The following is a 22160-nucleotide window of genomic DNA, read 5'->3' on the forward strand; positions in this document are numbered from 1 at the left end:
GAAAGAGAATATGTCCAAGCCAACACTCCAGCAATCGCACGGTCCCCGGTACACCCGGATTCTCTCGATCGGCGCCGCCCGCGGGGACCTGGTCGTGCCCAACGACGACCTGGTCGGTCCGATCGATTCGTCTGATGAATGGATCCAACAGCGCACCGGCATCATCACCCGCACAAGAGCGAGCCAGGACATCCAGGCCGTCGACCTCGCGACGGATGCCGCCCGCGAAGCCATAGAGAGGTCCGGCATCCAGCCACACCTGATCGACGCCGTCATCGTGGCCACGATCAGCAACGGCCGGCAGACACCGTCCATTGCCGCCGTGGTCGCCGATCGGGTCGGCGCCAACCCCGCCGCCGCCTACGACGTCAACGCCGCCTGCGCCGGATACACCTACGCCGTGGCGCAAGCCGATTCCCTGATCCGCACGGGCACCGCCCACTACGCGCTCGTCATCGGCGCCGAGAAGCTATCCGACCTCGTCGACCCCACGGACCGCAGCATCTCGTTCCTCCTCGGCGACGGCGCCGGCGCCGTCGTCATCGGCCCGAGCGACTTCCCGGGGATCGCACCCACCGTGTGGGGATCCGACGGGTCCAAGGCCGATGCCATCACCATGAATCACACCCTGCAGGAATACCGACGCGGAGAATCCGAATGGCCCACCCTGCGCCAGGAAGGCCAAACGGTTTTCCGCTGGGCCGTCTGGAACATGGCGAAGGTGGCTAAGGAGGCTCTCCAGGTCGCGGGAATCGAGAGCGACCAGCTCGCCGCTTTCATCCCGCACCAGGCCAATATGCGCATCATCGACGAGTTCGCCAAGCAACTGAAGCTTCCCGACTCGGTCGTCATCGCCCGCGATGTCGCCACCACCGGGAACACCTCGTCGGCGTCGATCCCGCTGGCCACCCACCGTCTCCTGGTAGAGCACCCCGAGCTCAGCGGTGGCCTCGCCCTCCAGATCGGCTTTGGAGCAGGACTGGTGTTCGGCGCGCAGGTCGTCGTGCTTCCCTAGATTTCACTCAACTCCCCTCTAAACTGAATCTCGGTCATACGAGACACCCCCAAGGAGAAATAACATGGCATTGTCCACCGAAGAAGTTCTTGCCGGCCTGGCCGAACTCATCAACGACGAGACTGGCATCGCGACCGACACAGTTGAGATGGGGAAGTCATTCACCGATGATCTGGACATCGATTCCATCTCGATGATGACCATCGTCGTCAACGCGGAAGAAAAGTTCGACGTCAAGATCCCCGACGAAGAGGTCAAGAACCTCAAGACCGTCGGCAACGCTGTCGACTTCATCGTCAAGGCTCAGGTCTAGTCCACAAATGAACAGGCCGGTCGGCATCTGCCGACCGGCCTGATCTGTGGGTGATGCCCACGTTTGCACGCCTCACGGAGAGTTAACGTTATGACCAAAAAAATCGTTATCACCGGCATCGGTGCGACTTCCCCTCTCGGCGGCACGGCCGCCGACAGCTGGTCGGCCCTGCTCGCCGGTGAATCGGGGACGAGCACGCTAGACCACGAATGGGTGGCCCGGACTCAGCTCCCCGTGACCTTCGCCGCCCAGGCCAGGGTTCCATCCGTCGACGTTCTGGCCCGCCACGAGACGAAGCGTCTCGACCCCTCCAGCCAGTTCGCGTTGATTGCCGGGCGTGAAGCCTGGGCGGATGCCGGCTCCCCCGAAGCAGACCCCGAACGGCTGGCCGTCGACTGGGCGACCGGAATCGGTGGAGTCTGGACCCTTCTCGACGCGTGGGACACCCTCCGCGAACGCGGTCCGCGCCGCGTGCTGCCGATGACCGTGCCCATGCTCATGCCGAACGGCCCGGGAGCGGCCATCGGAATGGACCTTCACGCCCGGGCCGGAATCACCACAGTTGTGTCCGCGTGCGCCTCGAGCACCGAGTCTCTCGTGAACGCCTACAACCGCCTACAGGCCGGGCTCGCCGACATCGTCATCGCCGGTGGCTCCGAGGCCGCAATTCACCCGCTTCCGATCGCATCCTTCGCTGCCATGCAGGCCTTGTCCAAGCGCAACGACGACCCGGCCACGGCGTCGCGCCCCTACGACATCACCCGGGACGGCTTCGTTCTCGGTGAGGGTGCCGCGGCGCTCGTCGTCGAGACGGAAGAACACGCCAAGGCCCGCGGCGCGCGCATCTACGCCGAGCTCCTTGGTGGTGCCGTGACCAGTGACGCGTACCACATCACCGCTCCAGACCCCGATGGCACGGCTGCGGCCCGCGCGATGATCACCGCGATCAGGAATGCCGACGCGAGCCTGGCGGATGTCTCGCACATCAACGCGCACGCGACCAGCACTCCGGTCGGGGACATCGCCGAGTACAACGCACTGCGCCGCGTGTTCGGCGACCTGCTCGACGGAATCCCGGTGTCGGCGACCAAGGCTTCCACCGGTCACCTCCTCGGTGGTGCCGGGGCGATTGAGGCCCTGTTCACGGTTCTCGCTCTGGCCAAGCGCATGGCCCCGCCGACCATCAACCTGCTGAACCAGGATCCAAGCATCCCGCTCGACGTGGTGACCATGCCGCGCACGTTGCCTTCCGGCGATCTGCTGGCCATCAGCAACTCGTTCGGTTTCGGCGGTCACAACGCCGTCGTGGCGTTCCGGTCGGTCTAGCTCCACCCGGCGGAAAACCTGCCTGCACCGGGATGGCCCCGACCGGCACCGGTCGGGGCCATCCCGTGTTCGGGAGCGACCTTGCGCTGCACGTCAGCCCACCTGGTGCAACCACACGACCGAGTTGAAATCGCCGGCGTGCCGGAACGGTTCGAGCTCGTCGTCCCAGGCCTGCCCGAGCGTAATGCGGAGCTGCCGGTGGAGCTCCAGCGCGTTTGCCCCGGCCAGGTCCATGGCGTGGCGCAGCCGGTCCTCCGGGATAACGACGTTACCGGCCGTGTCGGTCTGGGCGAAGAAGATGCCCAGGTCGGGGGTGTGCAGCCAGCGCGCCCCATCGGCGCCGAAACCGGCGTCCTCGGTGACCTCAAAGCGAAGGTGGTCCCACCCGCGGAGCGCCGAGGCGAGCCGCGCCCCCGTACCGCAGGCGCCCTCCCACTGGTACTCGGCCCGCTGCGCTCCGCGGAGCACGGGCTGCTCAGACCAGTCGAAACTGACGGGCACGCCCAGGGCGCGACCCACCGCCCACTCCACATGGGGGCTCAGAGCGCGAGGCGAAGAATGCACGTAAATGTAGCCGCGCGCAGTCGCTTCCTGCCGAGCGTGTGTAGCCACCATCGTTTCTCCCGTTCTGTGAGGTGCGTCTTCCCCAACGACCTCTGAACGAAACAATGCGGCGTGCTGTGAACTTATCGAGAACTTGAACCTATGACAAACGGTCGACGCACCGCGCAGGCGCTGCATCCATGAATTATGCCTCAGCGACCCCTGCGATCACAAGACTCGAGCCGGGACCGGATCTCCGTTCGCTATACTCAGTATGGTCATACCTTGGCCACCGGAGGTCCCATGTCTGTTCGCAGCTGCCTGCTGGCGATCCTCACGATCGGTCCGGCCTATGGCTTCCAGCTTCATGGCGAGCTGGAGTCTCGAACGGCCGGTCGGCGGGCGGTCAACGTCGGGCAGATCTACGGCACTCTTGAGCGGCTGGTGAAACAGGCGGCCGTTGAATCGGCCGGCAGCACCGCAGACGGCCTACCGCTGTACCGAATCACCGCGCTCGGCCAGGCCGAGGCGCTCCACTGGCTGGCCGATACCGAGAGCGCTCCCGGCAACGAGTGGAGCGACCTGGTCGACCGGGTCCTGATCGCCATCTCCCTCCCTGATCCTCAGGTGCTGGGCATCGATGCGCGCGGCAACGTTGCCCGGTACCGCCGGCGGTGGCAGTCAACTACCGAGACTGCGACCATGGACGCCGCGGCCACGGGCGCGGAGCGCTTGGCGGGCGCCGCCCGGGCCGCGCTGTCCTCCGCTGCGCTGGACTGGCTTCGGGACGTCGACGCGCTGCTCGAGGACGGCCACGCCGCGGGTTTTCGGCACGGTCTGAACGACGTGCGGCCGAAGCGCGGACGACGACCGGCATCCGTCGCCTGACCTGGGCGACACGCACCGTCGGAGCTGCCGTCGCCTCTGCGGTGGTTGCACCTACTTCGCCTGCGCGTAGCTGTCGACCGTCGCAACGGTGAGCAGGAAATCGACCGGGAAATCGCCGAACAAGTGCCGGCCGGCGGTATCCGCCGCGCGCCGGATGATCTCCTCGACGGTATCTGCCAGCGCGGCGGGCGTGTGCACCATGACCTCGTCGTGCAGGAAGAAAACCAGGTGCGGGGCCCGGTCGAATTCCGACCCGGAGGCACCCTGAGCCCACTGGGAACCCTGGGCACCCTGGGGCAGCATTCGCAGTTCCCGGCGCACCTCCGCCATCCAGCACAGCGCCCATTCCGCGGCGCTGCCCTGAACGATGAAATTGCGGGTGAAGCGGCCCCAGTCTCGCGCCTGACTACGGGCCCGGCGCTCGTCGGCATCCGTCGCCCCGGGGTCGTAGGCCTTGGCCTGGGTGGCCAGCCAGCGTTCCCCGGGCCGCGGGGAGGAACGCCCAAGCCGTGTCGTCACGCTCTCGCCGCGTTCCCCGGCGCGTGCGGCCGTTTCGGTGAGGGCCAGTGCCCTCGGAAAGGCCTTCGCGAGCCGGGGCAGGAGGCGCCCGCTCTCCCCGCTGGTGGCGCCGTACATGGCCCCGAGCATGGCCACCTTGGCGTGGTCGCGGGTCTCCACGACGCCCCCGGCGACGATCCCGGCGTACAGGTCCGTTCCTCGGCCGGCCTGGGCCATGGCCGTGTCGGCCGATAGGGCGGCGAGGATACGCGGCTCGAGCTGCGCGGCGTCCGCGACCACGAGCTTCCAGCCCGCATCGGCGACGACTGCGCCGCGCACCTGTTTGGGCAGCTGCAGGGCTCCCCCGCCCCGAGTGGCCCAGCGGCCCGTCACCACCCCGCCGGGGATGTACTCGGGATGGAACCGGCCGTCGACGATCCAGGTGTCCATCCAATACCAGCCGTTCGCGCTGAGCAGCCGGGCCAGCTTCTTGTATTCGAGCAGCGGATCGATCACAGGGTGGGTGAGCTCCTTGAGCTCCCAGGCGCGGGTGGACGTCACCTTCAGGCCGACCTTCTGCAGTGCCCGCATCAGATCGGGCTGGGAGTCGGGGTTGAGACCGGGTTCGCCAACAGCGTCACGGATGCGCCGAGCGAGGTTTTCGAGGCGTTCGGGCCGGATGCCCGGGGCGACGCGGGGGCCGAGTTCGCGGGTCAGCAGAGCGTCGTGCACGTCGGTGCGCCACGGCAGGCCGGCGAACTGCATCTCGGCGGCGATCAGCGCCCCGGCCGATTCCGCGGCGAGCAGCAGGCGGAGGCGGCCGGGCTCCGCAGAGGCGCGGACCGCGTCGAGCTGGCGCCGGTATTCCGCCTGCGTACCGAACCCGGCGGCCGCGCTGCCGGCGTCGCGGCCGGTCACGCCGTCGGCGGCGGTCTCGGTGTCGCTGCCGGCGGCGCTGTCACCGTCGCTGTCGAACAGGTCGAAGAGTGTCACCCCGGATGCGGACGCGGCCGGTTCGAAGGCCACCGCCCGATCCCAGCGGCTCGGCTCCGCCCGGGCCAGCGCGCTTGCCTGGGTCAGCGACGACTGGCGCAGGATCGCGTGGCACAGGCGCAAGTCGTGGGCGCGGTGCACCCTGATTCCGGCCGCCAGGAGCAGCGGGTAGATGCGGGCCGTGTCCTCCCACACCCAACGGGGCCGGTCTCGCTCCTGACCGAGCACATAGCCGGGGAATTCGTGTGAAGGCAAACGGAGTGCTGGCCCCGCGACGTTGCCCTCGGCGTCGAGCGACAGCACGAGGATCTCCCCGTTTCCCGTTCGACTCGCCAGAAGGTGCACCTGCCCATTCTGCCGGTTCGGGACCGTGCCGGCGGGAAAAGCATCCGTCATATGACCGTCAGTTCGTCCGGCCGTCTGTCGTTGGAGTGGCGTCGGCCTCAGCCCACGCCTCCTGCAGCAGGGCGACGGTCTCGTTGTCTGAGAGTTGGTGGAAGTCGGTGTAGAAGGGCCCGATTGCCCACAACTCCTGCGGGGCGTGCAGCACGACGATGACATCCGCATACTGCCGCATCTCCCCGAGCAGCTCGGCGGGTGCGACCGGGACCGCGAGCACCGTGAGTGCGGCGCCCTGCCCTTTCAGGGCCGCGAGGGCTGCCTTGGCCGTGGCTCCCGTCGCGAGGCCGTCGTCCACGACGACGGCGACACGGCCCCGCGGACTGATCTGCGGGCGGTCATTGAGGTAGAGGGTGCGACGTCGTGCGATTTCGGCCAGCTCGCGACGGCGGGCCCGGGCCAAACCCATCGAGTCGCCCCCGGTGGCGGCGAGCACGTCCTCATTGACGATCGCCTGCGGACTAGCACCGTCGACGACCGCCCCCATCGCGACCTCCGGATAGCCCGGGGCCCCGATCTTGCGCACCAGGATGAGGTCCAGCGGGGCATGCAGGCGCCGAGCGACCTCGATCGCCACAGGCACACCGCCCCGCGGGAGGGCGTAGACCACCGGGTCGTGCGCCTCAAGCTCGGTCAGTCGTTCGATCAGTGGTTCGGCCAGCAGTCGGCCGGCCTCGCTCCGATTCGTGAACATGAGGCTCCCACCCGGCGAATACCTCCTGCGGGTCCGCCTCGTCCGATTCTGCCGCCGACCCTCGGCTTTGTCGAGGGCCGCCCGGGGCTCAGGCGCGGCGACCCGATTCGAGCTGACGGGCACACATGCCACTTCGGTGGTCCCGGGCACTGGACGCGTCCGGGGACCGAGGGCAGACTCGGTTCAACCAGAACAATCACGGCACCATCGAACGGAACCTGGATCAGCTGTGTATCGACGACTCACCACCCTGATTGCCGCGACCGGGCTCACGGCCGGGATCGCTCTCCTGCTGACGCTCGGCACCGTGATGCCGAGTGCGACGCGCGTCTCCGCCGACGAGTGCCCGGGCGAAACCGTGCCGATCGTCGATGTCGACGGGGAGTCACAGTGTGTGGCCCTGACCGAGGGTGAAACCACCCCCGGACCGACACCGACGCCGCCGCCCCCTCCCACTCTCACTCCGACCAAGTTCCCCTCGCCAGCACCAGAGGAACCCGCCACCACTCCCCCGGCAGAGCCGGCCCCCTCGGCCGGGCCACAGTCCACGCCGGCTGTCGTTCCACCGTCGGCGACGGCGGGGGCACCGTCGGAAGCCCCACCTGCCAAGAACGTGGATCCAGCCCCGACCTCTGCTCCCGCTTCAGACGAGCGCGCAGGAACGACCAACGAGCCGGAGAACACCAGCACGCCGACTCCGGCGATGATGCCCACGGAGCCGCCCGTGAACGCCGACATCACCGGCGTGATCGTGCCCGGCAACGGGCCCCGGCTGCTCTGGAGCGTCGCCGTCGGGGCATCCGCATCGGGGTTGCTGGCCGCGCTCGTCGCCTTCTACCTGGTGTCGGTGCGACCGTTCTTCATCGCACGCAGACGGCCGGGAGCAGTCGGCTGACTCGCACAGGTTTCTTTGGCGCCGACCGGGTCAGCCTGATGTCGATGACGAACGCCTACCGCGGCCGGGGCACCTCGCGATACGCCGGCCTGGCCCTGGCCCTGAGCCTGTTGGGCGAGATGATCGACGCGATCGCCAAACAGCCATGGCGCATCGTCGCGCGCGCCTTCCGCCGCGCCGTCGACGGGAGGCCGAGCTGGCCGCCGACGTGCGGCGGTCGGATCAGTGTGACCTGCTGGTCGACCTGACCGCCAAACTCGACCGGCTCCCCCGGTATTTCTCCGTGCACCCCGGCAGGGTCATCCTCGCCGATGCGTCACTGCTGGATGGCACCCCGGTGCAGGGGTCCGGCATGGGGAGGTGATGCCCGACTGTCTCCGTCACCCGGGAGAATCTGTGGGACCTGCGTGAGGTCGCTCGCCAGAGTCAGCGGCGTGCGGGGGCCCCGGCTCGCGCACCGCGCACGACGATCGATGCAGGGGCCCGCCTCAACGCACACTGAGCCTTCCACTCGTTCGACTGTGGAGCAGCCAGGAGCATGACCCTCCACCTCGACCTGCGGCTCACCCCCAAATCCGTTGCCCCGGTCGGGTCAGGTCAGGTGCGGTCAATACCAGTTGTTGGTCACGGAATGCGCCCAGGCTCCGCACGGGGTGCCGTACCCGGCCTTGATGTAGCCGAGACCCCAGGAGATCTGCGTCGTCGCGTTCGTGGCCCAGTCGGATCCCGCCGTGGCCATCTTGCTCCCGGGCAGGGCCTGAGGGATTCCGGTGGCGCCGCTGGGGTTGTTGGCCGTGTACGACCAGCCGGATTCCTTGTTCCAGAGCTGTACGAGGCAGGAGAACTCGGACTCGCCCCAGCCGTACTTGGAGGCTGCCATCGCCCGGGCCGTCGCCTTCGCCTCGGCGGGCGTGTTGCCGCCGGCGTCGGGCTGGGACTCAGCAGCTGGAGCGGAATCGCGCGACGCATCCGCGGCCGCGGCCCGGGCGTCCGCCTGAGCCTGAGCCTGAACGGCAGCCTCGGCCTGGGCGCGAGCGGCCTCGGCGGCGGCCGCTGCTGCGGCCTCGGCGGCGGCTCGGTCTACCTCGGCCACAGCCGAACGGGCCGTGTCGGCCGCCTCCTGAGTCTGTTCGGTGAGCTCGATGACGGTGTCCGTCTCCAACGACTTGTAGTCCCCGAGCGCGGCGACGGATGACGCCAGTGGGGTCGGATCCACCTTGTTCGCCATGGCCGTGATCACCGTTCCGGCGTCACTGAGGGTGCTCTCCGCCCGGTCATGGGCGGTTTTTGTGGCTATGGCGGAGTAGACACTGAGCTGCTCGTGATGCAAACCGGTGCTTTCGGAGAGCTCCGTCGTCGCGGCGATGCCGGCAGAATTTACCGCGGATGCCTGTGACACCGCACCGATTCCCATGATCAGGCCGAGGAGACCGAGAGCTGCTCCGGTGCCGACAGCGACGGATCTGGTGCGCGAACGTCTACGTTTGGCGTTCATTTCTCGCCGGGCGGTCAGAGGTGAACGGGGTGAAGCAGAGCGCATGACTTCCAAATGCGATGCGGCCGGGCTACACGATCCTCGGCGCACCTTGATCGGTGGACTCACGGCCAGATGAAGCCGCATGGACGAAAGTTCCAGCTTGCACTCACTTTCTGGACAGATGCTCAGTTATAGCTGGCAAAGTCATCCGTACTTGGCCGCCACCGATGCCGGTGCACGTCGACAGGCTCGAGTCAGGACAACTCGTTGTCCGCGTAACGGGGTGATACAGGTGAACTTCGGCAGATTTGTTTTGAGGGAACTTTAGGTGTGGAGTTCGCAGCCCTAAGCTCTCAGCCTGCCGTCAGGCGCCCCTCGGCTTCGCGACTTCACAGCCTCGCTCAGGCTTTGGGTGCCTCTCGCCGTGGTCGTCGGTACTTCGCTGACCCGGCGTGATGCGCTGCCAGACCTGTCGCGGCATATCCAGGCCAGAGATTGTGACGGATGCCACGCTCGAGGCGAAATACGGGGTGCACCCGATGCAATAAGTTGCCCGGCTTCGACGCCCATATGCGGGTGGGCACTCGCGGACAGCCGGTGCGTTGATCACGACTTACTGTTGGCCACCGTTGGTGATCAGGTCTCTGACAGCGAGCACGTCCGGTCGGGACCGGTCGGGCCGCCGCGGACGGGCCGGGCACGGCATCCGCTTCGAGGCACTCCAAAAGGGCGACAGGGGGCAAGCTCGGTGGAGATCAGCAGCGATCGAGAACACTTGTCGGAGGGGTTCAACAGGGAGGGACATCCAGATCGATCCTCACGAGGACCTTGTCGCTCTCCACGATCGAGCGTTGTGGGCCGCTCATTGCCCGAGTTCGTATCCGATGAGCCAGTGCAGTCCATGACGGTCGATGACTTGGCCATCCGAAGCACCCCAAGGCTTTGGGGCAAGGTAGTCAACGATCTGGCCGCCCATCGCGAGTTTGTCAAACCACTCGTGGAGAATTTCCGGTTCGGCGGCGCCCAGCAATGAGAGCTTGACGCCATCAAGCCGAACACTTTTTTCACCTGCGGCTGCATCGGATCCCATCAATACAACTACGCCCTCGAGCACTCCGTGAGCTATGTTGTGGGGCGGGCCGTCGCTGCGACCGAAATCCTCGTAGGTATGCAGGGTGAGCTCTCCACTGAAAACATCCGCGTAGAAGCGGAGCGCTTCGCGCGCTGTACCGGGGAAAGTGACATAGATCTGCGGCGCCGTCATATGCAAAGCATACAGATCGACCTACCACCGATCGCTAGAACGCTGTGAGGGTTCGTTGTCTGATCGAGCTGGTGATCGTCGATTCGCTGAAGTAGGACATCCCTTGGCCGCGGTCGCGCCCTGGCATTGGTGCACGTCATCAAGATCGGCGACGGTGTACCGTCCTCTACGGTTTCGGTATCGGCTATTCACTGGCAATGGTCGCGCCATGATGCGATGGTACTGTCAGCTCGCCCGAGCGACACAGCCGCAACGATGGTGTCAGTCGGAAAACGAGAGAGGCACACCACTCAGGCCAAAATTCGTGCACAACACCCACTTCAAGATCAGCGGCGACCCGACATGATCCGTGGAGACTCGTTACGGCGCATGTACGCCGGCGGGCGCCCGAACCGGTGGGCGCGTTTCCTGAACCGAATAAGCGCGATGGTGTTCTCGCTCGGTATCGTTGGCCACGGCGCGGTAAGCCTCGAGACCGTCAATCCGAAGTCGCACACCCTGCTCACCCTGCCGCTCGTGGTGGCCCGCTACGAAGGTTGTGAGTACGTGGTTTCGATGCTGGGCCAGGGCTCGCGGTGGGTGCGCAATGTGCGGGCCGCGAATGGGAGCGCCGTCATCCACGCGGGGCGCAGGCGACCGGTGCTACTTGAAGAGGTTCGCGCGGATGCCCGCGCACCGATTACCAAGTCATACCTGGCGCAAGCACCCGGCGCCCGACCGCACATTCCGGTCGATCAGTCGGAGCCAGTCTAGGCATTCGAAACCATAGGAGCCGACTTCCCGGTGTTCATGATCCGGGATGTCCAGTAAGGCGCAACGGGCACCACTGGTGGTCGCGCACTATCCCGCTGAACCGTGGCTCACTGTTTGCGTAAGCGTTCCTTGACCCCGTGTTCGACGAGAACGGGAACAAAGTCACGTATCGGGCGGCCGGAGAAGTTCTGATGCTCCTCGCGGACAGCTCTTTCAACGCTCGACCGTGGCACATTTGGGAATCGTTTCGTGAGTCGATCCACCACTTTTTCGACGGCCTGCAATTCATCGTTGAGGTTCACAGTCTCCAGTGTGGCACCGTCGGGAGCTGCCTATCAAGGCGTTGCTGTCACCGAAAGTTGCGCACTCTGCCCATCGCTTTCGTCAGCGACCAGCACGAAACGGGAATTACGCATCTCCCGGTCGAGGGTGCACGATGAAGTCATGGGATCTTCACAAGATGCGCCTTGAGTTCGGGCCTTGCGTCCATCGCGATCAAGCCGGGACGAGCGAATACCGGGCCGAGACTTGATGGGGTCCGACGGTTGCCGCTGCCGCGCCGGCCTTCATTGGCAGCGTGGTTGGGCGCGCAATTGACGGGATAGACGACAGCCTGATCTCGCCAACCCGATCGCCACGGCCTTCCTAGTTTTTCTTCTCCTGACGTGCCCGCCGATTCTGATCACACTCTTCATGCAAGATCATCGCCGTGCTCGCACTCCTCGGCATCATCCCAGCAATGGTCAACATCTCTGGTACTCGGCGTCGTTCGAGTTATTCCCGGGCAGGAGCTATGACGAGACGGACCTGAAGACGTCGATGCGCCACAAGCCGGTCGCGCGGGTCACCCTGGCGAAGCACGCATCCGTGGCCACCGAGGACTACTCATCCCTGTTCCGGTCCGACACGAACCGCGCTCCCTACACCCAGGCACCCCTCAGCACGTCGCAAACGAACGCTCTGATAACCCTCGACCGACAGCTCCGCGTGGGTCCTGGCCGCATCCTCGCTCAAGCGGTTGTCGATCTCCTCGTGCCGATGCCACTCTCGTGGGGGCTCCTTGCGACCCTCGATGCGCACCGCCTCATCAAGCGGGCGGTCTTCGAGCCATTCCCAGACCCTCAGCAGTCAATGATCCTCGACGGTTCCCGATCCCTGTCACCGCTGCGAAACAAGGTGAGAGGTTGCGATCGGCTCCCTGGCTGTCCCCGTGGCCTCGACCCCGGATGACAGCACGGGTCCGCCGCACACCGCGGTATGCGGCGGACCCCCGACTTGCCGGTGCTGTCCCGCAGGTGGTTCTACTGTACGTCCGTCGGTTCTGGTTGCCCCGGTACTTCATCCGAAGTCGAGTGCCGTCCGGGTTGAGACGGATCGCTCGTGGTCGCGCCGCGCGCATCCGGTCTTCGTCCCATTCGGCGTCGGACGGGTCCGCGGTCAGATTCTCGTGCGCGACGCCTCCGGAGCCGGGTTCGTCATTCCGGTCAGGTTCAGGCGGCGGCAGCACAGGCGCTCTCGATCACCGATCCCCAGTACGGCACGAACATGGTGTTCGCGACGTTGTTGTAGCCGAGACTGTTGACCGAGTTCTGATAGCCGGCCGAACCGCTGCCAATGAACCGCGGGCCGCCGGATGTTCCACCGGTCATGTCGCAGGGGATGCCCTGCGATTCGGACTGGGCGTATGGGGAGTCCGTGGCGGTGCCGGAGCAGGACTGCAGGGTGTTGCCGGTGAACGGTGCCGCTGCCGGGTAGCCGAAGGCCGAGTAGGTGAACCCTCTGCCGTCATTGAAGGCCACGCCCGATGCGCCGCGACAAAATCGACACCAGGCAGGTGGGCACCGGCACCGTCCACAACGACGCATCCGATACGCTCTGGCTCGACGGGGAGACGAACGGCCCTGCGTGAGTCACGATTTCCCGACCGTGCAGATTTCTCTGAACCGTCGCCGTACGGGGCGCCGTCAGCCGCCGCCGACGTGGATTCCGGGTCGGCGGGCCGGATCAGCTTCGCTCTGGCGAAGGATTTCGCGCACGACGGGTGCGGTATCTCCTTGGCCGAGGAGGAGGTAGCGCAGGAGGTGCCCTAGGGGGTTGCCCTCTGACCATTCAAAGTAAGCGTGAGGTCGCACTCCGGATGCGTCCTGCAATGCCAAGAGGATGGCGGCGATGGCGTTCGGAGCCGCGGGGCTCTGGGCTCGAAGCACCCGAAGCCCGTTGACTTCTTCACCGCGAACATGGAGCGTCTCGCTGAAACTAGACGGATCCACCACCTCGATCTCCAGGAACAGCACGTCAGCGCGACCCGGCACGGGATTCATCCCCCGCTGCGCCGTCTCCTTTCCGGCATAATCGGTCTGTTTGCCCGGCTTCGGCTTGTTCGCAATCAGGTTCAACGCGCCATCGAAGGCGAGCGAGTCGGTGATGAAGCGCCGCGCCTGTTCGTCCAGTTCGACCGTTTCCACCCGCAGTTCGGTGGTGCGTGAAACTCGGGATACGAGTGAAACGACGATGATGCCCAGAATGAAGAACGCAGAAATGGCTATGCCGTCTGGCTTCTCCAAGATGTTCTCGCCCAGGGCGTACAGGAGGATTAAGGTCAGAATGGTGAATGCGACACTGGCTCGGCGCTGGTGGCGTCGGATCGCCGAGATCGTGACGGCGACGGCTCCGGACACCATCATCGCCAGAATGCCGGTGGCGTAGGCGCCCGCCTGCGCGTTGACGTCGGCGTTGAAGCCAATCGTGATCAGGATGCTGATGCCGGTGTAGACGAGAACCACGGGGCGCACGGCGCGGCTCCACTCGGGGGCCATGCCGTAGGACGGCAGGTAGCGCAGGACAATGTTGATCAGGCCGGCCATCGCGGACGCCCCCGCAAACCACAGGATGAGGATGCTGCTCACGTCGTAGACGGTGCCGAAGGTGTTTCCGACGAGTTCGTGGGCCAGGTAGGCCAGTGCGCGGCCGCTCGCTTCGCCACCGTCTTCGAAAGCTTCCTCGGGGATGAGGAGGGTGGTGACGAAGGTGCTCGAGAGGAGGTAGGCGCTCATGATGAGGGCCGCCGCGGTCAGGAGCTTGCGGGTGTTGCGGATGCGTGAAGCCAGGCGCTCCTCGGTGGTTTTCCCTGCCGAGGCAACCAGGGGCATCATGCTCACCCCGGTCTCGAATCCGGACAGACCCAACACGAGCAGCGGGAAAGCGATGATGGCGGGACCGAGAAGATCACCGAACCCCCCGCTGCGGGAGGTGAGGGCGTCTGTCCATCCGGCGAGAGCGGCTGGTTCCGTGAGGACGTCGTAGAGGCCGACGCCGATGACGACGGCGTTTAGGGTGAGATACACCGCCACCAGCGGGATGGCAACCGCCACGGCTTCGCTGAAACCGAGAAGGAAGACGCCGCCGAGGGTGAGGAGCAGGACGATCGTGATCGTCACGGCATGCCCCTCGAGGAAGCTGGGCGCATATGGATTCTCAAGAAGGTGGACCGTGGCATCCGCCGACGACAGGGTGATCGTGATGATCCAGGACGTTGCGACGAAGCCCAGAAGTACCAGCACGAAGAACTTGCCCTTCCAGAACGGGAGGAGCCGCTCGAGCATCGCCACCGAACCCTGGCCGTGCGGGCTCTCCTTCGCCACCCGCCGGTACATCGGCAACATCCCCAGCAGGGTCAGTGCAACGATCAGCAGGGTCGCCAACGGCGCCAGTGCTCCGGCAGCCAGCACGGCGATGCTCGGCAGGTACGACAACGTCGAGAAGTAGTCGACGCCCGTCAGACACATGACCATCCACCAGGGACGCTTCGTCACCGTGTCTTCGTGGCTCTCCGGTCCGACGGGCTGCACACGGTTCCGAAGCAGCCACCGCACAAGGCTGCCCGCTGGCGCTCCCGAACGGACGGGGCTGGCAACGCTCGCCGGGATGACCGGAACGTCCAATGAATCCACTGTGATCTTCCATCCCGCCCGCGCCGGTCACTAGAGGGTGCGAGCAGATCTATCGAATGCGAACAACACCTCTATTGTGAGCCACACACGAGCGAGCGCCGCACGCTCAGGGCAAAGATCTGAGCTCGAAGTGCTGTCGGCCTCGAGCGCGGGTCACAGCCACTATTTTCTCGAAGACCACGTACCGGGCAACGCCAAGGAAGACCATCTCTCCGAGTGCGATCGGGTATCCGAAAGTCCAGTGCAGTTCGGGCATGAAGTCGAAGTTCATGCCGTCGACCGTGCCGACGAGGGCTGGGGCGAAGAGGATGGCCGCCCAGGAGGAAATCTTCTTGACCTGTTCGTTCTGAGCGAGGCTCGTCTCAGACATGTGGCGCATTTCGTCATTCTGCCGTTGATTCACCAGGGTGGAGTGCACGGTCAGTGCGTTTTGTAGGATGGCGCGGAATGAGTCCGCTCGATCGACGACGCGGATGGCGTGGTCCAAGACGTCGCGGAAGGAACGTTGGAGCTCCAGTTCGACCTGGTATTTTTCCGAGCCGCGGAGGAGCGCTTGGAGCATCCCGATAAGGAGGGGTGCACCGCGCGCTGGAACTCGATAACTTCCCGGGAGAGGTCATAGATGCGTCGGGAGACGCTGGGGTCGCCGTCAAAGAGTTGGTTTCCGATTTCGTCGATATCGTTCTCGAGTCCGGCGATGACGGGTGCATAGTCATCGACTACCTCGTCGAGGATGGAGTACAGCACGGCTTGTGGACCCTTCGCGATAAGCGGGAGATTCGCCTCGAGGCGGTGCCTGACCCGGCTGAGGGTCGTCGATTCGGCGTGGCGAACGGTGACAACAAAGTCCTCGCCGATGAAGAGGTGAAGCTCACCGAATTCCACCTCTTCCTTCTCGTCGATGTATCGTGCGGGGCGCAAGACGAGGAACAACGTGGATCCGTACCGCTCGAGCATGGCTCGTTGATGGCCGGTCAGGGCGTCTTCGACGGCCAGCGGGTGGAGATCGAATTCGCTGGCAACCGAACGTATCTCGGTGGCGTCCGGTCTGTAGAGTCCGATCCACGCCATGCCAGCGTTCTCGCGGAGGGCCTGGTACGTTTCCTCACGGCTGCGGGGGCTCTCCGCGCGGTGTCCGGCTAAGTAGATGCCGTTGTCAATCAATGCCATGGTCGTGACCCACCGTTCAGTCGTGCGAGAAAGTGTGTGAGCAGAGCCCAAAGACGGCGTGCAATCAGGGCGTCGATCAGGATGGGGCGGGAGAGCACCGCACGTGAGTGCGGGTCAGGATCCTAGATTCAGTCGTTGCGTTTGAGAAAACAACAGCGTGGAGAAGCCCACGATAAACGCTACCGAACTGAAGAAGCCTCCGATCTCGCTAAACCCGGGGTAGGGCACGTTTTGGCCGTAGAAGCCGGTGACGGCCGTCGATATGGCGATGATGGCAGTCCCGTCACCTTCTTGGTGATCACGTTGAGCCGGTTTCCCTGGAGGGCCAGATTCGCTTCGAGGATACTCGTGGCGAGGTCGCGCAGGGTCTCCGTCCATTTCATAGCGCGCAGTACATGGTCGTAGACATCCTGACAGTAAGGACCCATCTCGTCGGCCACAAGGTGAAGGTCGCGACGGAGGAGCGTGTTCACCACTTCGCGCATCGGTAGGATCACCCGCCGAGGCGTTACCAGGCTCTTCCGGAGCGCGAAAGAACTCCGTTGCAGGGCTTCCTGGTCGGCCGAGGGCACGAATAGCTGGTTCTGGAGCTCTTCGATCTCCTCGTCGAGGGCGTCTACCGCCTCGAAGTACCCGTCGACAAGTTAGTCCAACAGTCCGTGCAAAAGGAAGGCGACACCATGCTTCGCCAAGTCCGGGAAAGAGTCCCATCTGGCAACCACATTGTCCAAATCGATGCTCTCCTCCTTGTGCACGGTAACCAGTGCACGGGCCGTGATGAAGGCGGCAATCTCGTCGGTGGTAACCGCTTTTAAGGCCGGATCGAAGCCGACAGCGCAAGCAGACAAAAACGAGTGATCGGGATAGTGATCGAGCTTCGGCCGCTGACGCAGTTTCGTGGCGTCTTCGACGGCCAACTCGTGCAAACCCAGCTCCTCGGTGAATAGTGCGAGGTCGGCACCATCCGGGGTACAGAAGTCCACCAAACCATGGAGTTGGGCAACTCAAGATGTTCGGACACATCGGCCAGCGCAAAGTTCTCGTCGATGAGGACATCATCACGGTAACAGCGGGTACGAAGAGTGGAAACAGCATAGTCAACCATGTACACCCGTGATCTTCTGGGACCCCGTTTCGCGATTCACGAAGGTGCATTGGGCGACTATCCCTCTCCAAACGGCATGGTCTTCGCACTGTTACGCCTCTGGCATGCGCAAGAACCCAGTCCCTGGTGGCCAGACAGATCCCCACCAACCCCCGGCTGGATCATAGGACGCGAGTCCCGCTATAGGCGGCCCGGGCTTGGCTAACTCGACGCGCGGCCGGACTAGTGTTCGGTCCAGCAGCCCAGGATGGCAGTAGCTACTTGATAGGAAAACGCGGTGCGGGTGACGCCATGCGGCCCGACCCTATCCGTCAACTTTCTGGCGTCAACTTGTAACGTCATGTTGTCTTTGAGGAAGACGACCACGCCGCCTGTGGTTTCGTAAGCAGGCAATCCGAGATTCGCGAGTCCTTCAATGGGTTGGACTGGGGCAAGGTTTCCTTGCATTGTGTCGAAGTAGCTGCGGGCAGACGCTGCGTCCGAGGATTCCTGCACCGAGATCACGAATTCTCCATCAGTCAGATGGTATGTGCAGGTGTATTGGCGATTGATCCAGCTGTCGACGGAGTGTGGCGGGGCGGCGAGAGTTAGCGCACGTGTGATGTTGTCGCGTGTTTCGGTGCCACAAATCATCTGTGATGCTGCGGACGGTCCTGCCTCCGCGCTGCCTGCCGAGCTCGACTGCGGAGTCGGGGAGGCCGACGTGCCTGGCATGGACATTCCGGGGGCCATTGTGTTCACGGCGCCGGAGGAGGTGGTGGCGCATCCAACCAGCAAAGCCGTGGAAGCCACCGCGATCGCAAGCAGCCAGTCGGGCCTGTTGATACGCGTCTTTGTCCTGCTACGCCGCATGGCTGGACACCAAGCTGGCGTAGACAACAACATTATCTGGGTACGTACGAGTGGTTTCGTTGAACTCTCCACCGCAGGTGATCAGCCGTAATCCCGCATGATCGGTGTTGCCGTAGACGGCGAACTGCGGAAAATCATCTTTCGGGTATTCCTCCACTCCGTCGACCACGAATACCGCCACTGTCGCATCGGCTCGGGTAACCAAAATCTCGTCGCCGGGACGCATCTCGCCAAGTCGGTAAAACACCGCGCGCCCCTGCACCCTGGAGTCGACGTGACCCAGAATGACGGAAGGTCCGATCGCGCCAGGGGTGGGCGAACCGGTGTACCAGCCGGCCGGAGAGGCCTCGTCCAACGACGGCGTCTGCACCGTGCCATCAGGATTCTGTCCCAATTGCATCAGGACAGAGTCCACTTCAATCGCGGGGACATTGATCTGAGTGGGCTCGGAGTCGGTCAAGGTCGGGCCGACAACCTGGTCAACCCGCGGAGTCGGCGGATCTGAGATGGGCTCCGGTGAGGGTGTAACGGAGACGGACTCCTGCGATGGGGCTGATACGGCAGCCGAGGCAGGCGGCCGTGGAGGAGGAGGGTTGCCCCACAGGGCGAAACCGATCGCCGCACAGCCGACGGTGAAGAGCAGAACCGCCGCCGCGGTAGCCAGACGGCTACCGCGGCGACGCTTTTCAGCCGGGATAATCACCGGGGATCAAACCGATCTCAGCCTCGTGCGGCAAGACGCCGACGAATCATCACCGCGCCACCTGCCGCGGTCAGGGCCCCGGCACCGAGGGCGAGAAGGCCCATGTCAGCACCGCTCGAAGTGCTGCCACCACCGGTTTCCACGCCACCGTCAGGCATGTTCGCCTGCGACGCGCTCAGGGCGCCACACAGAGCCGGCGACGTTGCTGCCAAGGGCAGACTCGGAACCAAGTCACTCTTTGCGTCCTGTGCTGCTTTCGTCAACGTGGCCGGGTCTAGCCCGTGGACCACCACAACCGCCGTGCCTGCCTCCAGCGAGGCCGCGGTGGCGGCATCCAGAGTGAAGGTTCGGTTGTAGTCGTAGTTTGCACCCATCCCGGCAAGCGTTAGATCAGTTCCGGCCGCCGGACTCGTGTCGCCGCTCGTGGACAACGTTGTGCCAATCTCTCCGTAGGACGGCTGACCTTCGGTCGTGCTGATCACACCATCTCCATCGGTGTCAGCTGCCGTGGTGGGACATTCCCCCTTCGCACCGATGTGGATGTGCTGTACGTGCGGGTACGGCTTACCGTCGAAGGTCTCGGCCAGACCCTTGACGGTCTGGGTGACTGTGGCCTGATCACCGGAAACCACAACGGAGATGGTGCCGCTGCCGTTGCTGCCGTTGATCGCATCGAGCGTCCCCTGGTAGGACGCGTCACCAGTGGCTGCAAAGGCTGGACCACTCGTCAATACGGCGACACCTAAAGCAAACGCGGGCACAAAAAACACTGCTGTTTTCTTATTCATCAAAGTCCCTTACTAGGAGGTAGTTTCGAAAACATATCGGAGCGAAAACATAAAAGAGTATTCTTCAGTTGAGTTTGTGCGTACAGGCCTTATATGTCAAGAGTGGCCCTGGCCCTGGTGGCCGACAACTCACAGGACACACTGTTTACTCTGGAAAGAACACGTCGAGAGTTCACTTTTGAGTAAGCAGACGAGGCCGTGAAGCTGATCATCACCACCGGCAAAACGGTCGCGACCGTCACCCGAGAGCGGAGTCGACGAGGCAACCCTGGGCCGCATGGTGACCGCGTTCAAGGCGCTCAACGAAACCCGACGGGCCGAAGTGATGGAGTCTGAAGGGGCCGAGCTGCAGCGGCTACGGCAAAAAGACGCGGATCTGAAGATGGACAGGGCGTGCTCGAAAAAAGCGTCGACCTTCTTCCACCAGAAAGCATCGAATACGAGGTCCAGGCGTATGAATCGATTGGCGTAATAGAGATCAATTTCACCATCACCCGCATGGTCCGCCTCGTCGACATCGGCCGTCCGCCATCGCCGGCGTCGATTGGGGGTGGAAATCATTTCCCGAAGAACTGTCGCCACGACCAGGAAACGCCTAACGATGGCGAGATCTGTCCGAAGAAATAGAAGACCTCCACCACCGCCACCACCCTTGGCCGAGACTTCTGTCGCGGCACCGCCGCCGGCGCCACTCCTCGATCGGGCCTGTCACACCAGTGGACTTCGAGTTGCCAGAGCTAATCGGACCTTCAAAGGTCGACCCGGGCGCTCGCTGGCAGAGCGTCATGAAGCCAGTCTCTAAGCGCCAATTACGTCGCTGCATCACAACATCGCTCGCGGACCGGATGCCCTACTTAGCTCATATCCTTCGTCATCGGTGAGGCACACCTGCTCGCCAACACCCACCTCAAAATGCTCCGCATGCTCACAAACGTCGACATGGACACCGGATCGCACATCGCGATACGCCTTATCGGGCAGCACACACTTCGGCGTCGGTGAGCTCAAACTCGCGGTGCTCCCAGCGCCAGACCGAAACATCTCCACCCGGGACAATGATCGGGATGAACGCAGCCGATACGACCGATTACATCCGCAGCACCTTGAAGCTGCCGGCCAGTCCAACCCACACTTCGCCAACGACACCATCCACGCCGTCACGCCATCCACCTCGCACCGGAAACTTCCGACAAGGCTTTAACAAACCCGGTCGACGTCACCGACGGTGACCCCGCCACCGTCAAACAACGCGACGGGCGACACCAACGAGCGGGCGTAGGTCTTTGGAAATGTCACTGAGTCGTGGTGGCAGACGGTCGGTTTTTCACAAAAAGGATCGTGAAAATCAGAGCGGCCAGAGCGGTACCAGCGAGGAGAATTAGTCCGATCGCATAGCTGTTTTCCGCAGCGTTGTAGGTGGCCCCCATCACCAGTGGCGGGAAGTATCCGCCTAACCCACCGGCAGCGCTGACGATGCCACTCACCGCCCCCACTCTGGCGGGCGGTGCGCTCCTCCCGATCCAGGCGAACACTCCCCCAGCACCGAGACCGAGTGCAGACGCCATCGCGACAAAGGTGAGGCCGGCGGGGATCTCGCCATCGGGACGGAGGTTCACCACCCAAGCGAGAACGGCCACCGCCGCCAGCGACCCGATTACCACTGGCTTCGGACCGATGCGGTCGGCAAGAATTCCGCCGATGGGGCGGAGAATAACGGCGGCAACCGCAAACCCAGCCGTTCGTGTCCCCGCGGCAGTGAGGTCGAAATCGTATATCTGGCGGAGATACGTGGGCAGGTAGGTGGAAAAAGCGACGAATCCGCCGAAGACCAGCGCATAGAGAAAACTCATCTGCCACGTCACGCTGAGCCGCGCCGCCGCGGTGAGCTTGGGAAGGAATGGATCAGTGCTGGCCGTGAATCCGGGGGCCTCTGCCATAAGTGTCCATACGCATATTGCGGTGACAAGGAGGAGCGTCGCGATGATGAGGTGAGTTGGAACGTATCCGAGCCATTCCACCAAACGTGGAGTGAAGAAGGCCGACACTGCGGTGCCGCCCATCCCTGCCCCGAAGACGCCGGTTGCAAAGCCTCGGCGGGATGGTTGGTACCACTGGCTCACGAATGGAATTCCCACGGCGAACACGGTTCCGGCTACGCCGAGCAACAGCGCTGCCACGACCAGGAAGGCAAATGCGTTGAGGGTTCCGGCAAGCGCGACGAGCAAGAGGGCGGGGACGGATGCAAGCAGTACCAGTGTGAATAGGAGGCGTCCGCCGAATCGGTCGGTGAGCACGCCCACTGGAATGCGGCCGATCGATCCGACTAGTATGGGCATCGCCACGAGTACAGACGTCTGGGCCGACGAGAGATTCATCGACTCGGTATAGCGGATGCCGAGCGGCGAGACACTCGTCCACGCCCAGAAGCACACGACGGAGGTGAGAGTCGCGAGGGTGAGGTTCACACCCTTGCTGTGGTGTGCCTTCTGCCGTGCAGTCATTTTCGAGCCCATCGGTGTGCCCATTACCCGCCT

19 protein-coding genes and 3 pseudogenes are annotated in these 22160 nt (G+C 64.1%); 8 read left to right on the forward strand and 14 right to left on the reverse strand.

What is annotated here, in order from left to right; translation table 11 throughout:
• The first annotated feature begins 10 nt into the window (after positions 1-10).
• The 3 genes from E3O28_RS00645 (at position 11) to E3O28_RS00655 (ending at position 2654) form a co-directional block, all read left to right on the forward strand.
• Positions 11-1015, forward strand: coding sequence for a beta-ketoacyl-ACP synthase III (locus tag E3O28_RS00645; protein WP_134401680.1), 1005 nt, complete (start codon positions 11-13; stop codon positions 1013-1015).
• A 64-nt stretch (positions 1016-1079) separates the two neighbouring features.
• Positions 1080-1328 (forward strand): acyl carrier protein, encoded by a 249-nt coding sequence (locus tag E3O28_RS00650; protein WP_104101888.1) that lies wholly within the window; start codon positions 1080-1082, stop codon positions 1326-1328.
• A gap of 90 nt (positions 1329-1418) precedes the next feature.
• On the forward strand, positions 1419-2654 hold the full coding sequence (locus E3O28_RS00655) for a beta-ketoacyl-[acyl-carrier-protein] synthase family protein (RefSeq protein WP_104101886.1): 1236 nt from the start codon (positions 1419-1421) through the stop codon (positions 2652-2654).
• A 93-nt stretch (positions 2655-2747) separates the two neighbouring features.
• Here E3O28_RS00655 and E3O28_RS00660 read toward each other — a convergent pair whose 3' ends face one another.
• Positions 2748-3269, reverse strand: a complete 522-nt coding sequence (locus E3O28_RS00660) for a DUF3145 domain-containing protein (protein ID WP_104101883.1) — start codon at positions 3267-3269, stop codon at positions 2748-2750.
• A gap of 231 nt (positions 3270-3500) precedes the next feature.
• On the opposite strand from E3O28_RS00660, the gene E3O28_RS00665 reads away from it, so the two are divergent.
• Positions 3501-4085, forward strand: coding sequence for a PadR family transcriptional regulator (locus tag E3O28_RS00665; RefSeq protein WP_134401681.1), 585 nt, complete (start codon positions 3501-3503; stop codon positions 4083-4085).
• Positions 4086-4136: 51 nt separating this feature from the next.
• On the opposite strand, the gene E3O28_RS00670 is transcribed toward E3O28_RS00665, so the two are convergent.
• Together E3O28_RS00670 and E3O28_RS00675 are read right to left on the reverse strand one after the other, a co-directional pair.
• On the reverse strand, positions 4137-5921 hold the full coding sequence (locus E3O28_RS00670) for a bifunctional 3'-5' exonuclease/DNA polymerase (protein WP_233191458.1): 1785 nt from the start codon (positions 5919-5921) through the stop codon (positions 4137-4139).
• Between the two features lie 58 nt (positions 5922-5979).
• Complete coding sequence (locus tag E3O28_RS00675; RefSeq protein ID WP_134415003.1) at positions 5980-6669, reverse strand: phosphoribosyltransferase family protein; 690 nt, start codon at positions 6667-6669, stop codon at positions 5980-5982.
• A 229-nt stretch (positions 6670-6898) separates the two neighbouring features.
• Here E3O28_RS00675 and E3O28_RS00680 point away from each other — a divergent pair, with 229 nt between their 5' ends.
• Positions 6899-7564 (forward strand): hypothetical protein, encoded by a 666-nt coding sequence (locus E3O28_RS00680; RefSeq protein ID WP_134415004.1) that lies wholly within the window; start codon positions 6899-6901, stop codon positions 7562-7564.
• A gap of 44 nt (positions 7565-7608) precedes the next feature.
• Positions 7609-7812: a hypothetical protein gene (locus tag E3O28_RS00685; protein WP_134415005.1), complete on the forward strand. Its 204-nt coding sequence runs from the start codon at positions 7609-7611 to the stop codon at positions 7810-7812.
• Positions 7813-8171: 359 nt separating this feature from the next.
• Here E3O28_RS00685 and E3O28_RS00690 read toward each other — a convergent pair whose 3' ends face one another.
• Entirely contained in the window at positions 8172-9059 is an 888-nt protein-coding gene (locus tag E3O28_RS00690; RefSeq protein WP_134415006.1) for a hypothetical protein, read from the reverse strand.
• An 844-nt stretch (positions 9060-9903) separates the two neighbouring features.
• Positions 9904-10305, reverse strand: a complete 402-nt coding sequence (locus E3O28_RS00695; RefSeq protein WP_134371906.1) for a VOC family protein — start codon at positions 10303-10305, stop codon at positions 9904-9906.
• 426 nt (positions 10306-10731) lie between these two features.
• Here E3O28_RS00695 and E3O28_RS00700 point away from each other — a divergent pair, with 426 nt between their 5' ends.
• Positions 10732-11058, forward strand: coding sequence for a hypothetical protein (locus E3O28_RS00700; RefSeq protein WP_198411513.1), 327 nt, complete (start codon positions 10732-10734; stop codon positions 11056-11058).
• A gap of 107 nt (positions 11059-11165) precedes the next feature.
• Here the strand turns inward: E3O28_RS00700 and E3O28_RS00705 are convergent, their stop codons facing one another.
• The 8 genes and pseudogenes from E3O28_RS00705 to E3O28_RS00740 form a co-directional block, all read right to left on the reverse strand.
• Positions 11166-11360 carry a hypothetical protein gene (locus E3O28_RS00705; protein WP_134343049.1) on the reverse strand — a complete coding sequence of 65 codons (195 nt, stop codon included), beginning with the start codon at positions 11358-11360 and terminating at the stop codon, positions 11166-11168.
• A 1188-nt stretch (positions 11361-12548) separates the two neighbouring features.
• A pseudogene (locus tag E3O28_RS00710) lies at positions 12549-12869 on the reverse strand (hypothetical protein); the annotation flags it as partial.
• 153 nt (positions 12870-13022) lie between these two features.
• Positions 13023-14870, reverse strand: coding sequence for an amino acid transporter (locus E3O28_RS00715; RefSeq protein WP_241972949.1), 1848 nt, complete (start codon positions 14868-14870; stop codon positions 13023-13025).
• Between the two features lie 244 nt (positions 14871-15114).
• Positions 15115-16178 (reverse strand): annotated as a pseudogene (locus E3O28_RS00720) (magnesium and cobalt transport protein CorA).
• Between the two features lie 179 nt (positions 16179-16357).
• Positions 16358-17161 (reverse strand): annotated as a pseudogene (locus E3O28_RS16780) (magnesium transporter CorA family protein).
• A 344-nt stretch (positions 17162-17505) separates the two neighbouring features.
• The gene (locus E3O28_RS16785) at positions 17506-17787 is read right to left on the reverse strand and encodes a hypothetical protein (protein WP_104101852.1); all 282 of its coding nucleotides are present in this window, start codon (positions 17785-17787) and stop codon (positions 17506-17508) included.
• Between the two features lie 337 nt (positions 17788-18124).
• Positions 18125-18595 carry a class F sortase gene (locus E3O28_RS00735; protein WP_166785893.1) on the reverse strand — a complete coding sequence of 157 codons (471 nt, stop codon included), beginning with the start codon at positions 18593-18595 and terminating at the stop codon, positions 18125-18127.
• A gap of 260 nt (positions 18596-18855) precedes the next feature.
• Positions 18856-19626 carry a hypothetical protein gene (locus E3O28_RS00740; protein WP_134415009.1) on the reverse strand — a complete coding sequence of 257 codons (771 nt, stop codon included), beginning with the start codon at positions 19624-19626 and terminating at the stop codon, positions 18856-18858.
• 393 nt (positions 19627-20019) lie between these two features.
• Between E3O28_RS00740 and E3O28_RS00745 the strand changes: the two genes are divergently transcribed.
• Complete coding sequence (locus E3O28_RS00745; RefSeq protein ID WP_134415010.1) at positions 20020-20253, forward strand: hypothetical protein; 234 nt, start codon at positions 20020-20022, stop codon at positions 20251-20253.
• Positions 20254-20918: 665 nt separating this feature from the next.
• Here the strand turns inward: E3O28_RS00745 and E3O28_RS00750 are convergent.
• Positions 20919-22139 (reverse strand): MFS transporter, encoded by a 1221-nt coding sequence (locus tag E3O28_RS00750; protein ID WP_104102218.1) that lies wholly within the window; start codon positions 22137-22139, stop codon positions 20919-20921.
• Positions 22140-22160: the final 21 nt, after the last annotated feature.

It is taken from the genome of Cryobacterium sp. TMT2-14, from assembly GCF_004402465.1.
Lineage (GTDB): Bacteria > Actinomycetota > Actinomycetes > Actinomycetales > Microbacteriaceae > Cryobacterium > Cryobacterium sandaracinum.

Bases quoted from the DNA above. Each gene is read 5' to 3' on its own strand.
- E3O28_RS00645 (WP_134401680.1), top strand. From the start codon at position 11: ATGTCCAAGCCAACACTCCAGCAATCGCACGGTCCCCGGTACACCCGG.
- E3O28_RS00650 (WP_104101888.1), top strand. From the start codon at position 1,080: ATGGCATTGTCCACCGAAGAAGTTCTTGCCGGCCTGGCCGAACTCATC.
- E3O28_RS00655 (WP_104101886.1), top strand. From the start codon at position 1,419: ATGACCAAAAAAATCGTTATCACCGGCATCGGTGCGACTTCCCCTCTC.
- E3O28_RS00660 (WP_104101883.1), bottom strand. From the start codon at position 3,269: ATGGTGGCTACACACGCTCGGCAGGAAGCGACTGCGCGCGGCTACATT.
- E3O28_RS00665 (WP_134401681.1), top strand. From the start codon at position 3,501: ATGTCTGTTCGCAGCTGCCTGCTGGCGATCCTCACGATCGGTCCGGCC.
- E3O28_RS00675 (WP_134415003.1), bottom strand. From the start codon at position 6,669: ATGTTCACGAATCGGAGCGAGGCCGGCCGACTGCTGGCCGAACCACTG.
- E3O28_RS00685 (WP_134415005.1), top strand. From the start codon at position 7,609: ATGACGAACGCCTACCGCGGCCGGGGCACCTCGCGATACGCCGGCCTG.
- E3O28_RS00690 (WP_134415006.1), bottom strand. From the start codon at position 9,059: ATGAACGCCAAACGTAGACGTTCGCGCACCAGATCCGTCGCTGTCGGC.
- E3O28_RS00695 (WP_134371906.1), bottom strand. From the start codon at position 10,305: ATGACGGCGCCGCAGATCTATGTCACTTTCCCCGGTACAGCGCGCGAA.
- E3O28_RS00700 (WP_198411513.1), top strand. From the start codon at position 10,732: ATGGTGTTCTCGCTCGGTATCGTTGGCCACGGCGCGGTAAGCCTCGAG.
- E3O28_RS00740 (WP_134415009.1), bottom strand. From the start codon at position 19,626: ATGAATAAGAAAACAGCAGTGTTTTTTGTGCCCGCGTTTGCTTTAGGT.
- E3O28_RS00750 (WP_104102218.1), bottom strand. From the start codon at position 22,139: ATGGGCTCGAAAATGACTGCACGGCAGAAGGCACACCACAGCAAGGGT.